We start from the raw sequence: 12,634 nt of genomic DNA on the forward strand, positions 1-12,634 counted from the left end.
GCTATCGCGGGCAAGCCCGCTCCCACATTCTAAAACCTGTTGCTACCTGAGCTTAGCGGCGACGCGGACGACGCTGCTCGTCATCCGTGCGAATCGGTATCGGCTGCAGTGGCGGTTCAATCAAGCCCAGCGCAACGCCGAGGTCGTGGAGCCAGTTTTGAATTTTCTCTTTCATGGTTGCCCCCTTTGAGGGTAATGCGGCTAGGCGGGAGTTCTGTCGCCTTTTCCTACAGTGATAGTAGCTCTAAGTCTTACGTAATGCTTGAACGAAACCACAACGAACTATTACAGGATTGATCTGAATCCTGACGGATCGTTCAAGCAATCGCGCGCGCGTCTTGCAGGAAATCGGCCTTGCCCTCTTGTTGCAGATCGATCCATGCATTGAGGTTAGCGCCGAGCATGCCCTTGCGCCACATTAACCAGGTAGTAGCAGTGGCAAAAGGCCCGGTCAACGGATGAACGGACACACTGTCCTTGCCTGGCAGGCTGTCGAGCATTGATTCTGACATCAATGCCACGCCGGAACCGGCGATCACGCAGGCGAGCATGCCTTGGTAAGACTCAATCTCGATGGCGCGGCCCATGGCCACACGCTCGTGGGAAAACCAGGTTTCCAGGCGCGCACGGTAGGCGCAACTGCGTCGGAAGGTGAACACCGAGCGGCCGGCGACGTCCAGGGGGCCACGCACGGGCGGGTGATCCGCCTCGCAAATGATCACCAGGCGCTCTTCGCACAGCGGCACGCCGTCCAGCGTCGCGATCGTTATCGGGCCATCCACAAAGGCCGCGTCCAGACGCCCGGTGATCAAGCCCTCTAGCAACTCGCCGCTGGGCGCCGATTGCACCTGGAGGTTCACCATCGGATACGCCTTGTGATAGCGCGCCAACAGTTTGGGCAAATGCACTGCGGCCGTGCTGTACATGCTGCCCAATACAAAATCGCCCGCCGGCTGCCCTCCTTGCACCGCGCCGTGGGCTTCATCATGCAGCGCCAGCAGTCGAGTGCTGTAGTCCAGCAACACTTTGCCTGCGGGAGAAAGCTGCAAGCGCTGGCGTTCGCGCACGAACAACTCGACGCCCAGTTGCTCCTCCATTTGCTTGAGCCGTGTCGACAGATTCGAGGGCACGCGATGCAGGCGCTCAGCCGCGCGGGTGATGGAGCCCTCTTCCGCCACGGCCTGGAAGATGCGCAATTGACTGAACTCCATACCTTTCTCCAAAACTGAACAAGTTACTCACTATTATTCATTTTTACAGAAAGTCAATCCGCTTTAGCCTACAGGTCATTCGCTTCCCCGTAGGAAACCTGCACATGTCACCGCTGATTCGCTTAACCGCCAGCTTTATCGCCCTGATGATGGCCATGGGCATTGGCCGCTTCGCCCTCACTCCGCAGATGCCGCATTTGCTCAGCGAGGGGCAGATTGACCTGACGGGCGCGGGCCTGATTGCCGCCGCCAACTACCTGGGCTATTTCGTCGGCGCGGTGGACTCGATCTTCGCCCGCAGCCATCACCACATAAAAGCGCGTTTGTATGGCGGGCTGTGGCTGTGCGTGCTGCTGACCCTGGGGTCGTACTGGGCGCATGGCTTCTGGCCGCATTTGCTGCTGCGCTTTGGTACCGGCGTGGCGAGCGCCTGGGCGCTGGTAATGATCACCAGTTTGAGCCAGCCGCTGGCAATAGCCGCCGAGCGTCCGCGTTTGGGAGCATTGGTGTTTGCCGGGCCTGGCCTGGGGATTCTGCTGACAGGATTGCTGGCACTGGGCTCCAATCTACTGGGCGAAGACTCTGCGACCTTGTGGCTGGTCTATGGCGTGGTGGCATTGGTGATGTTGCTGGCCATCCTGCCCTTTTTACCGAAACCGACCGTGACGGTGACCCATGCCACTAGCGCGGGCAGCAACGCCAGCATCGCGCATCTGTGCTGGATCTACTTCTTGTATGGCCTGGGCTACATCATCCCCGCAACCTTCTTGTCGCAGATGGCCAGCGCGCAGTTCCACGGCGCGTGGCAAGCCGACCTGTTCTGGCCGTGCTTTGGCCTGGCGGCGGCGCTGGGTGTGGTGGTGGCGAGCCTGCGTCGCAAGGACCCGAACACCACCCGCCGCTGGTTGATGACGACTTTGTGGCTGCAAGCGGCCGGGGTATTCGCCTGCCTGCTGGGCAATGGCTGGGGCCTGGCCCTGGGAGTGTTGCTGTGTGGTGCGCCGTTCCTGGCATGCATGCAACTGGTGATGGCGCGTTTGCGCGAGGTGGCGCCCCACGGCTACCAGCGCAGCACCGGGTTGCTCACCGCCAGCTTTGCCATTGGCCAATTGTGCGGCCCGTTGCTGGCCTCGGTGAGCAGCCACCTGAGCGGTGGCCTGCAACCGGCCTTGGTCATTGCCGGTTGCGGCTTGGTGGTGGCGGGTGCGGTGTTGGTCAACCGGCAACCAGCGACGTCGGCGCACGAACCTGCTCGCGCCGCGCCAGCACCAGGAAAAACAGCCCTCCCAGGAAGCACCCGGTAAACCAGGCAAAGTTGGCCATGCCCTGCAACGCGGGCGTGAAGGTGATAGCGACGCCCACCAGCGTCGCAGGCACCAAGGCTTTGACGGCGGTCCAGTTCACGCCGCCGTCGTAGTAATAACGGCCGTTGGGGCTGTCGTCGAACAGGGCATCCACGTCGATTTTCTGCTTTTTGATCAGGTAAAAATCCACAATCAAAATCCCGAACAGCGGGCCGATAAACGCAGCGAGAATGTCCAGGGTGTAGTGGATCATCAGCGGGTTGTTGAACAGGTTCCACGGCGTGATAAAGATTGAGGCCACGGCCGCGATCATGCCACCTGCGCGCCAACTGATCTTGCTCGGCGCGACGTTGGCGAAATCAAACGCCGGTGACACGAAGTTGGCGACAATGTTGATGCCGATGGTGGCGGTCACGAAGGCAAAGGCGCCGAGCAGCACGGCCATGCTGTTGTCGATGCGCGAAACCGTAGCGATTGGGTCATGCAACATTTCGCCAAACACCGGCAAAGTGCCCGAAACGATGACGACAGTCACCAGCGAGAACGCCAGAAAGTTAACCGGCAACCCCCAGAAATTGCCGCGTCGCACGTCGTGCATGCTGCGGCAGTAGCGGCTGAAATCACCGAAATTGAGCGTAGGCCCGGAGAAGTACGACACCACCAGCGCCGTCGCCACAATCACTTGGCCAAACGCCTGCCAGCCCGACAGGGATTTTTCCGCCAGGGTGAAACTGATGTTCGCCCAACCCGCCTTCCACACGATCCAGCCGGCCAGGGCAAACATTACCGCATAGACCACTGGCCCCGCCCAGTCGATAAAGCGGCGGATGGACTCCATGCCGGCCCAGAATACGGCTGCCTGCAGCGTCCATAAGCTGAGGAAGCCAAACCAGCCCAGGTAGGACAGGCCCGCAAAGTGCGGCTCTGCATACACCGCCATCTGTGGGAAAAAGCGCAGCACTACGATAATCAAGGCACTCGACGCCAAGTACGTCTGGATGCCGTACCAGGCCACGGCGATCAAACCGCGAATCACCGCCGGAATATTCGCCCCAAACACGCCAAATGCCAGCCGGCAGATGACCGGGTATGGCACCGCCACTTGCTGGCTCGGCTTGGCCACCAGGTTGGCAATCAACTGCACGATGCAAATGCCGGTGAGCAAGGCGATCAACACCTGCCAACTGGCCAACCCGAGGGCAAACAGGCTGGCGGCGAACACGTAGCCGCCGACGCTGTGCACGTCGCTCATCCAGAAAGCGAAAATGTTGTACCAGGTCCATTTCTGCGGCAGCGGCCCGAGGTCCTGGTTGTACAGGCGCGGGCTGTAGCCTTTGGGCAATTGTTCGGTCATCGCTTGGCTCCTCGAAATACCGGCCTGCGCTGCCGTAACGGTGTGCATACGGGAGGCGGCCTGGTTTGTATACGAGGTATTCAGCAGAATATGTGCCAATGGCACACAATCCCTCTGAAACGGTGTTCCAAAGAGATTTATGAAGGCTTGTTGGCGGGGGTTATGCTCAGCAACGGTGCACGTCAATCCTGTACACAATCAATGCCGCACCCGATGTGCACACAAATAACCGACACTGCAACAGACGGCCGTCAGGAAGGTGCCCCAGGCCATGTCCATCAGGGCCAGCCCGGCTGACCAACCTTGCAATGTGGCCCAGTTGCTCAGGTCATACGTGCCGTAGGCCACCAGGCCGAGCAGAGCGCCAAGGCCTGCTGCACGTTGCCAGCTGCCGCTGGGCAAAACCACGAACACCACACAACCGAGGGCATACAGCAGATAAAACAGCACAGCAGGCAGCAAGCGAGGCTGATCAAGCATCAGCGAGCCGAGCAGGGATCTGTAGGTCTGGCCCATGAAAACGCCGAGCCAGAGGCCGTCGAGCACCAGAAACGCGAGTAAGGTGCCGAGGTAAGCGAAGCGTATTTTGCGGGTCATGGTTGCAGCCTCCATAGGCGCCGAGCGGCACCTACAGAAGAGCAAAACGCGATCAGCTTAGTTCAATGCGATCGGCGTGAATCACAATCTGGCCCTGCTTGTAGAGCGCACCAATGGCTTTCTTGAAGTTGCCTTTGCTGACACCGAACAAATTGCTGATCACCGCCGGGTCGCTCTTGTCGCTGACCGGCAGGGTGCCGTTGTTTTCACGCAACTTGGCGAGGATCTTCGAGTTCAGGCTCGAGGCCGCTTCCTGGCCAACCGGTTGCAGGCTCAGGCTGATGTTGCCATCGGCGCGAATCTCTTTAATGAAGCCTTTCTCTTCCTTGCCCGGGCGCAGGAACTTGAACACTTCGTTCTTGTGGATCAGGCCCCAGTGCTTGTTGTTGATGATCGCCTTGAAACCCATGTCGGTGGCTTCGGCCACCAGCAGGTCGACTTCCTGGCCCACCTGGTAGTTGGCAGGTGTCTTATCCAGGTAGCGGTCAAGTCGCGCGGTGGCGGTGATGCGTTTGGTGTGCTTGTCGAGGTAGACGTGCACCACGCAGTATTCACCTGCAGTCAGCTGGCGTTTTTCTTCCGAATACGGCAGCAACAGGTCTTTTGGCAAACCCCAGTCGAGGAATACGCCGATGCTGTTGACTTCGACGACTTTCAAACTGGCGAATTCGCCGACTTGAACTTTCGGCTTTTCAGTCGTCGCGATAAGTTTGTCATCGCTGTCCAGATAAATGAAAACGTTAAGCCAGTCTTCATCTTCACTGGGAATATCTTTGGGGATATACCGATTAGGCAAGAGGATTTCGCCATCTTGCGCACCATCCAGGTACAAACCAAAGTTAGTGTGTTTAACCACTTGCAAGCTGTTGTAGCGCCCGACTAAAGCCATTTCCAGATACCTTCGTTACGTGGGCGGCATTCTACCCGAGTTGCGCCCGCCACGCGCGTGCGCCTGAAAAATCGCGGGCTGGCGTGGCCTCGTAATGGCACCGCCCCGCTCGTCTGATCAATCGATCGAATTTTACCCGCGGGCAGCAGCCGAATAAACCCTGTTGTTTCGAGTTAAAACAGTAAGTTAGGGGCTTATTTCAAGGTAAAATTTTGGCCGACTACATCGGCTATGGTTATTCCCAGAGGATATTTGCCAAGCAATTGTCAAGTATTTCCTGTACGATGCCTGGCCAAGTTAATTTTCTACAGGTTAGTGGCCGCCATGCGCGTAAAAGCATCCAACAGCAAAGCAAAGCCAGCTCCCGCCGTTGAAACCAGCGAATCGATCAACAGCCAAATTGCTGCTTTCCTCAAGTCCGGCGGCGAAATCCAGCAAATTGCCAAGGGCGTGAGCGGCCAGACTTTCGGCCCGTCCAAGCAGATCAGCCTGGGCAAAAAGTAATACCCGCGCGTCGCATCTAGCTCCTAAGCGTCTTGCCTTCCAAGGCGCCAGGACTAGAGTCTGAAACACCCTCCTGCTACTTATCTTGATGTGCTAATCGACGAACGGGGCTCACCGCGAAGCATTCGCCGGTATGCTTGCACCCGTCTAGCACGGGCATCTGTCCGATTTTTTCATTACTGCTCCTCGCTTTTCATGGAGTGAAGCATGCTCAAGCCCTGCTTGTTTCTCATCGCAGCCCTTACAGCAAGTCCCCTCGCATACGCGCAGATTTTTCAGCGTGAACTGGGTGACTTCGACCTCAAATTAGGCACCACGCCCAGCCGCAGCATGGCCCAGGGCCTGGTCAAGCCCACCTCGCCGGGCAGCGATTCCTTCCACGGCGGCCTGGACCTGAGCCACGACAGCGGCCTGTATTTCGGCCAGTTTTCGCCCAATATGGGCCTGTCCTCGGCCAACAACCTCGAAGTCGACTCCTACATGGGCTTCAAGCGCCCCTTCGACCAGACCCTCGGCTACGAAGTCGGTATGATCCACTACAGCTACCCCAAGCTCAGCCCGCTCGACAGCCAGGAGTTCTACGGCGGCTTGAACCTGCTGGGCAATCGCTTCGGCGTGTCGTTCAGCAACGATCCGGATCGCCAGGACAGCACGCTGTTTGCCGACCTCGGCGGTACACAGCCCTTCGGCATCGGCGTCAGCATGAAGTACACCACTCACCAGCTCGGCACTCCAACTGCGGTGGAAGGCGGCTACATCAGCAGCTTCAGCGACTGGTCAGTGCAGTTCTCCCGCGCATGGAAAGGCGTTGACCTGGACCTGATCTATAGCGGCTCCAGCCTCAGCGGTGGAGACTGCTCGGCCTACTCCGGACACAATTCGCAATGCGACGGCCTGTTGACCTTGAAGGCCGCGCGGTCGTTTTATTGATGGGCTGAACTGTCGCGCCTCGCACAGGCTCACATGCATGAACCCTCCCTGCGAAAGGACACGCCCATGCTGCGTCGGCTCAAATTACTGGTGGTATTACTGACGTTGAGCCTGGTGCTCGCCGGCTGCAATCGCGTGGGCCTGGCCTACCGCAACCTTGATGTGATCATCCCCTGGACGCTCAACGACTACCTGGACATGAACGCAGGGCAAAAGAGCTGGTTCAATGACACACTCAAGGAACATCTGGCCTGGCACTGCACCACTCAACTGCCGGGCTACCTGGACTGGCTTGATCGCCTGCAACAAATGGTCGACAACAACCAGATCACCGACGCCGCGCTGCAAGCGCGCACCAGCGAAGCCAAGCAGGCGATCGCTGAAGTGGCCCGTGAGATCACCCCGTCAGCCATCCAGTTGCTGCAGGGCCTGGATGATCAACAAGTCAAAGACATGGGAGATGCGCTGGCCAAAGACCTGCGCAAGCGCCAGGACGAATACCTCAAACCGCCACTGGCTCAGCAGATCAAGGAGCGCGCCGAGCGCATGAGCAAACGCCTGGTTGCGTGGATAGGGCCGTTGAGTCCCAGCCAGCAGAACCGAGTGACGGCGTGGTCAATCGCGCTGGGTGAACAGAATCAGGAATGGATCGGTAATCGCGCCCATTGGCAGGCGCAATTTATCGTCGCCTTGCAGCAGCGTCACAGCGCTGACTTCCCACAGAAAATCCAACAGCTGCTGGTGGATCGCGAGAGCCTGTGGACCCCGCAATACCGCACCGCCTATGCGCAAACCGAAGCCGCTGCGCGCAGCCTGATCATCGACCTGATGGCCGAAAGCACGGCGCAGCAGCGCCAGATACTCACACAAAAAATCGGCAAGGTTCGCAGTGACTTCCAGGCCCTCAAATGCCTCAAGGCCGCCTCGATTTAAAAATGTGGAAGCGGGCTTGCTCGCGAATGCGGTGAATCAGTCGATGAATCTATTGACTGACACACTGTATTCGCGAGCAAGCCCGCTCCCACATTTTGATTTGGGGTGTGCTCTTTCAGGCAATCTGCGCCTTGGAAGCCACCTCGGCGAACGTCGCCGGGTCCAGCGCGTCGGCCTGCTCGTCCAGCACTTGGCGCGGGTGATCGTTGCCGGGGATTGAGCTGTCGATCAGGGCCAGCAACTGCGCGCCCAGCGCCGTGAGGATGAAGTTCTCACCATTGCCGCCCTCTTCTTCCGGGCGCGATTCAATGAAACCGCGTTTGAACAACAGCGCTTCGTAATCGGCGGCGGTCTTTTTCAACGCGTCCAGGTTACCGGTGGATTCGCCCGCCGTGGCCTTCTCGGCGGCTTCCTGCTCGGCGTATTTGCGCGGCGCAAAGCTGCCTTCGCCGTTCTGCACTTCATGCAGTAGACGTTCGATCAGATCCCAGTTGTAAGTCGTCATCCTGATTACTCCCGCGGGCAGATTAAAAAGTGGCCCGTCATAGGTAGTGACATGACCTGACACTGGCCGTTCATCCCAATAGACGAGCGTCATTTCTCTGAACTTTCCAGACGTTCGCGCCCTCAACTGAACACCACTGCCAAGGAGGTCCGACCATGAAAACCCTGATGAACCTGGCCATCGCCGCCGCCCTGCTGAGCGCCCTGCCCGCCTGGGCCTGCACGCCGGAAGAGGCCACGGCCAAACGCGAACAACTGGCCAGGGAAGTGACCAAACTGACCCAGCAAAACCCGGCCAGGGCCAAGGAAATCAACGATGAGTTGCAACACATGAACCTGGAGACTGCCAGCGCGGATCTGCCAGACAAGTGCCAACTGATCGACCAGCGCCTCAAGGAGCTGGATGAGGCGGCCGACAAAGCAAAGAATTAACCACCACAACGGGACGCGGAGCGCCCCTGGCGGCATTCCCACGCAGAGCGTAGGAACGATCAACTGAGGGCATAAAAAAACCGGACAGCGTCCGGTTTTTTTATATCAGCGGCCTTATTCGGCAGCTGGCGCTTCTGGCTTGCGGCGCTTGAGCGGCGCCATGCCGTCCTTGCTGACGAGCGACAGGTTGTCGGTCTTCGGCCGGTTGGCAATCTTGCGCTTGGTTGGCGACTTGGCGCCGGTTTTCTTCTTGTCACCCTTGGCGTCGGTCTTTTTCTTCTTCACGCCAACGGCTTTGCCCGACGCCTTGACCTTCTTCGGCCCGGTGTAGGTGCCTTTGACTTCCTTGATGGTGCGGCGCTCGAACGACTGCTTGAGGTAGCGTTCGATACTCGACATCAGGTTCCAGTCGCCGTGGCAGATCAGCGAGATCGCCAGACCATCATTGCCGGCGCGCCCGGTACGACCAATACGGTGCACGTATTCGTCGCCGCTGCGCGGCATGTCGAAGTTGATGACCATGTCCAGGCCATCCACGTCCAGGCCGCGGGCGGCAACGTCGGTGGCGACCAGGATCTTCACGCCGCCAGCCTTGAGGCGGTCGATGGCCAGTTTGCGATCCTTCTGGTCTTTCTCGCCGTGCAGCACGAACGCCTTGTATTCCTGAGCCACCAGGCGACCGTAGATACGGTCGGCTGCTGCACGGGTGTTGGTGAAAACGATGGCCTTCTGATAGGTCTCGTTGGCCAGCAGCCAGTTCAGGATCTGTTCTTTGTGTACGTTGTGGTCGGCCATCACGATCTGCTGACGCGTGGTCGCGTTCAGGTCGCTGACGTTATTGACCTGCAAGTGCTCAGGGTTGTTCAGCACCTTGGCAACCATATCGCGCAGGGTCGAACCGCCGGTGGTGGCGGAGAACAGCATGGTCTGCTGGCGATTGACGCACTCGGCCACAAGGCGCTGCACATCGTCGGCAAAGCCCATGTCGAGCATGCGGTCGGCTTCGTCGAGCACCAGCACTTCGACTTCCTTGAGGTCGAGGTTGCCGGCGTTGAGTTGCTCGATCATCCGGCCTGGGGTGCCGATCAGGATGTCGGGCACCTTGCGCAGCATGGCGGCCTGGACCTTGAAGTCTTCACCGCCGGTGATGATGCCGGACTTGATGAAGGTGAACTGCGAAAAGCGCTCCACTTCTTTCAAGGTCTGCTGCGCCAGTTCGCGGGTTGGCAGCAGGATCAGGGTCTTGATGCTCACGCGGACTTTGGCCGGGCCGATCAGGCGGTTCAGCACCGGCAGGACGAAAGCGGCGGTTTTACCGCTGCCGGTTTGTGCCGTCACCCGCAGGTCACGCCCTTGGAGCGCGAGCGGGATGGCCGCTGCTTGCACAGGCGTAGGCTCGACAAATTTAAGCTCGGCCACGGCTTTGAGCAGGCGTTCGTGCAGGGCGAATTGGGAAAACACGGGTGCTACCTCGAAGAAATACAAAATATCAGCTGCATAGGGTAACGGTTTCGGGCGCTCAAACCGAGTTTCTTTACGCGAACGAGGCTAATCAGCTGCTTTTTTGTCAGCAGATTTGTCCGCAAAACCAACTTTGTTGCACATAAATGCTCTAATCGACCCGTGTTGTCTTACAGAAGAATCGGTTTTACCCATGGATATCAAACAGCTCTGGCTCAACGTCCAAGACCTTTGGGGCGCCCTCGATGAACACCCGCTGCTGCATGCCAGCCTGGGTTTGCTGATACTGCTGGTAGTCGCCCTATTGGTCGGACGGGTAGCACGCTACCTCATCCTCCACGCCGTCAAACTGCTCGGCCGGCAACCGGCGCTGCACTGGCTCAATGACCTGCGGCATAACAAAGTCTTCCACCGCCTGGCGCAAATGACGCCCTCGCTGGTGATCCAGTTCGGCCTGTACCTGGTACCCGACCTGAGCAAGACCGCCACCCTGTTTATCGGCAATGTGGCGCTGGCGTTCACCATCCTGTTCATGACGCTGGCCGTGAGCGCCCTGCTCAACGCCTTGCTGGATATCTACGCGCGCACCGAACATGCCCGCACCCGCTCGATCAAGGGCTATGTGCAGTTGGCAAAGATGGTGCTGTTCGTGTTCGCCGCGATCATCATCGTCGCTACCTTGATCGACCGTTCGCCGCTGTTGCTGCTCTCGGGTCTGGGTGCAATGTCAGCGGTGATTTTGTTGGTGTACAAGGACACGCTGCTGTCGTTTGTGGCCAGCGTGCAGCTGACCAGCAACGACATGCTGCGGGTCGGCGACTGGATCGAGATGCCTCAGGTCGGCGCCGACGGTGACGTGGTGGATATCACCCTGCACACGGTCAAGGTGCAGAACTTCGACAAAACCATTGTCTCGATCCCCACTTGGCGCCTGATGTCCGAGTCGTTCAAAAACTGGCGCGGCATGCAGGCTTCCGGCGGGCGCCGCATCAAACGCAGCCTGTATATCGACGCCAGCGGCGTGCGCTTTTTGCGCGACGACGAAGAAGTGCGCATGACCCAGGTACACCTGCTCACCGACTACATCAGCCGCAAGCAGGCCGAACTCAAGGCCTGGAACGCAGCTCAGGGCCATAGTGCGCAACTGTCGGCCAACCGCCGCCGCATGACCAACCTCGGCACCTTCCGCGCCTACGCCCTGGCGTACCTGAAAAGCCACCCGGACATCCAGCCGAACATGACCTGCATGGTGCGCCAGATGCAAACCACCGCCCAAGGCGTGCCGCTGGAAATCTACTGCTTCACCCGCACCACGGCGTGGGCCGATTACGAGCGCATCCAGGGCGATATCTTTGATTATTTGCTGGCGGTGTTGCCGGAGTTTGGCTTGAGCCTGTATCAGCAGCCGAGTGGCAATGATTTGCGCGCGGGGATGGTGCCGGCGGTGTTGGGGGCCAGCCATTTGCCAGCCCTGGAAAACGAATCTGCCTGACGCCATCCATTCCCTGTGGGAGCGGGCTTGCCCGCGATAGCGGTGTATCAGTCGAAATATTTGCCGACTGACACCCCCTATCGCGGGCCGCTCCCACATCTGGATCAGCTTATGACCGGCACCTTGCGCACACCCAAGCGACTGATCCAGACCGCCCCCAGAATCACCAAACCTCCCAACGCCAAGCGCCCCAGCGGCTCGTGCTGATTCCAGATCAGCAGGTTCAGCAACAACCCCACCGGCACATGCAGGTTGTTCATCACCGCCAATGTACCGCCGTTGACCAGGCAGGCGCCTTTGTTCCACCAGTACATGCCCAGCGCAGTGCTGACCAGCCCAAGGAACACCAGTACGCCCCATTGCAGCGGCGCTTCGGGCAAAAAGTTGCTTTTCCCGAACAGCAGAAATGCCGGCAGCACCACGATCAAGGCGCCCAGGTAGAAGTAGCCGAAGCGCCGGTAGTGCGGCAGGTCGCTCGGATAACGCGCCACCAGGTGCTTGTACATCACCTGCCCGGCGGCGTAGGTGAAGTTGGCCAGTTGCAGCAGCAAGAAGCCCATCAGGAAGTTCGGCGTGATCTGGTCGAAGCGAATCACCGCCGCGCCGCCCACGGCAACCAGCGCAGCAATCAGCGCCCAAGAGTTGAATCGGCGGTTAAGCGCGTCTTCGATCAGGGTCACGTGCAACGGCGTGAGGATGGTGAACAGCAACACTTCCGGCACCGTAAGTACGCGAAAGCTCAAGTAAAGGCATACATAGGTCACGCCGAACTGCAGCGCACCGATCAGCAACATGCCGCGCATGAAGGGTGGCGCCACCGAACGCCAACGGGTCAGCGGGATGAAGATCAACCCGGCCAATACCACGCGCACCAGCACGGCGAAGTAGCTGTCGACGTGACCGGCGAGGTATTCGCCGATCAAGCTGAAGGAAAATGCCTGAATCAGGGTGACAACCAGTAAGTAGCCCATGCGCGCCTCGTTTCGAATGGGCGGGACATTAAAGGTTTTCGCCGTTTACTGA

General features: G+C 59.0%; 14 protein-coding genes. 6 read left to right on the forward strand and 8 right to left on the reverse strand.

Translation table 11 applies throughout. The features are described 5' to 3' along the window. Positions 1-52: 52 nt before the first annotated feature. Entirely contained in the window at positions 53-175 is a 123-nt protein-coding gene (locus HX790_RS29560) for a PA1414 family protein (RefSeq protein ID WP_017134862.1), read from the reverse strand. A 142-nt stretch (positions 176-317) separates the two neighbouring features. Next, positions 318-1,211, reverse strand: coding sequence for a LysR family transcriptional regulator (locus tag HX790_RS07915; protein ID WP_176991406.1), 894 nt, complete (start codon positions 1,209-1,211; stop codon positions 318-320). Between the two features lie 104 nt (positions 1,212-1,315). Between HX790_RS07915 and HX790_RS07920 the strand changes: the two genes are divergently transcribed. Then, a complete protein-coding gene (locus HX790_RS07920) occupies positions 1,316-2,515 on the forward strand; it encodes an MFS transporter (RefSeq protein ID WP_099548850.1) in 1,200 nt (399 codons plus the stop codon). On the opposite strand, the gene HX790_RS07925 is transcribed toward HX790_RS07920, so the two are convergent. The 3 genes from HX790_RS07925 to HX790_RS07935 form a co-directional block, all read right to left on the reverse strand. Further along, positions 2,427-3,869, reverse strand: a complete 1,443-nt coding sequence (locus HX790_RS07925; protein WP_176991407.1) for an NCS1 family nucleobase:cation symporter-1 — start codon at positions 3,867-3,869, stop codon at positions 2,427-2,429. The two genes, HX790_RS07920 and HX790_RS07925, sit on opposite strands and share 89 nt — an antisense overlap. A 198-nt stretch (positions 3,870-4,067) precedes the next feature. Continuing rightward, positions 4,068-4,466 carry a DUF2177 family protein gene (locus tag HX790_RS07930; protein ID WP_017134858.1) on the reverse strand — a complete coding sequence of 133 codons (399 nt, stop codon included), beginning with the start codon at positions 4,464-4,466 and terminating at the stop codon, positions 4,068-4,070. A gap of 52 nt (positions 4,467-4,518) precedes the next feature. Continuing rightward, positions 4,519-5,355 carry a S1 RNA-binding domain-containing protein gene (locus tag HX790_RS07935; protein WP_017134857.1) on the reverse strand — a complete coding sequence of 279 codons (837 nt, stop codon included), beginning with the start codon at positions 5,353-5,355 and terminating at the stop codon, positions 4,519-4,521. 324 nt (positions 5,356-5,679) lie between these two features. Between HX790_RS07935 and HX790_RS07940 the strand changes: the two genes are divergently transcribed. From HX790_RS07940 to HX790_RS07950, 3 genes are all read left to right on the forward strand, one after another. Next, positions 5,680-5,859: a hypothetical protein gene (locus tag HX790_RS07940; RefSeq protein ID WP_003193095.1), complete on the forward strand. Its 180-nt coding sequence runs from the start codon at positions 5,680-5,682 to the stop codon at positions 5,857-5,859. A 207-nt stretch (positions 5,860-6,066) separates the two neighbouring features. After that, a complete protein-coding gene (locus HX790_RS07945; RefSeq protein ID WP_017134856.1) occupies positions 6,067-6,789 on the forward strand; it encodes a TorF family putative porin in 723 nt (240 codons plus the stop codon). Between the two features lie 66 nt (positions 6,790-6,855). Continuing rightward, on the forward strand, positions 6,856-7,722 hold the full coding sequence (locus HX790_RS07950; protein ID WP_176991408.1) for a DUF6279 family lipoprotein: 867 nt from the start codon (positions 6,856-6,858) through the stop codon (positions 7,720-7,722). A gap of 115 nt (positions 7,723-7,837) precedes the next feature. On the opposite strand, the gene HX790_RS07955 is transcribed toward HX790_RS07950, so the two are convergent. Continuing rightward, positions 7,838-8,227 carry a hypothetical protein gene (locus tag HX790_RS07955; RefSeq protein WP_017134854.1) on the reverse strand — a complete coding sequence of 130 codons (390 nt, stop codon included), beginning with the start codon at positions 8,225-8,227 and terminating at the stop codon, positions 7,838-7,840. A gap of 155 nt (positions 8,228-8,382) precedes the next feature. On the opposite strand from HX790_RS07955, the gene HX790_RS07960 reads away from it, so the two are divergent. Continuing rightward, positions 8,383-8,658: a hypothetical protein gene (locus tag HX790_RS07960; RefSeq protein ID WP_176991409.1), complete on the forward strand. Its 276-nt coding sequence runs from the start codon at positions 8,383-8,385 to the stop codon at positions 8,656-8,658. Between the two features lie 114 nt (positions 8,659-8,772). On the opposite strand, the gene HX790_RS07965 is transcribed toward HX790_RS07960, so the two are convergent. Then, positions 8,773-10,119, reverse strand: coding sequence for a DEAD/DEAH box helicase (locus HX790_RS07965; RefSeq protein WP_026013512.1), 1,347 nt, complete (start codon positions 10,117-10,119; stop codon positions 8,773-8,775). A 193-nt stretch (positions 10,120-10,312) separates the two neighbouring features. Here HX790_RS07965 and HX790_RS07970 point away from each other — a divergent pair, with 193 nt between their 5' ends. Continuing rightward, positions 10,313-11,611, forward strand: coding sequence for a mechanosensitive ion channel family protein (locus HX790_RS07970; protein WP_138453987.1), 1,299 nt, complete (start codon positions 10,313-10,315; stop codon positions 11,609-11,611). Between the two features lie 104 nt (positions 11,612-11,715). Here HX790_RS07970 and HX790_RS07975 read toward each other — a convergent pair whose 3' ends face one another. Further along, positions 11,716-12,582: a carboxylate/amino acid/amine transporter gene (locus HX790_RS07975; protein WP_017134850.1), complete on the reverse strand. Its 867-nt coding sequence runs from the start codon at positions 12,580-12,582 to the stop codon at positions 11,716-11,718. Between the last annotated feature and the right edge of the window lie 52 nt (positions 12,583-12,634).

It is taken from the genome of Pseudomonas sp. IPO3747, assembly GCF_013385245.1.
GTDB lineage: Bacteria > Pseudomonadota > Gammaproteobacteria > Pseudomonadales > Pseudomonadaceae > Aquipseudomonas > Aquipseudomonas edaphica.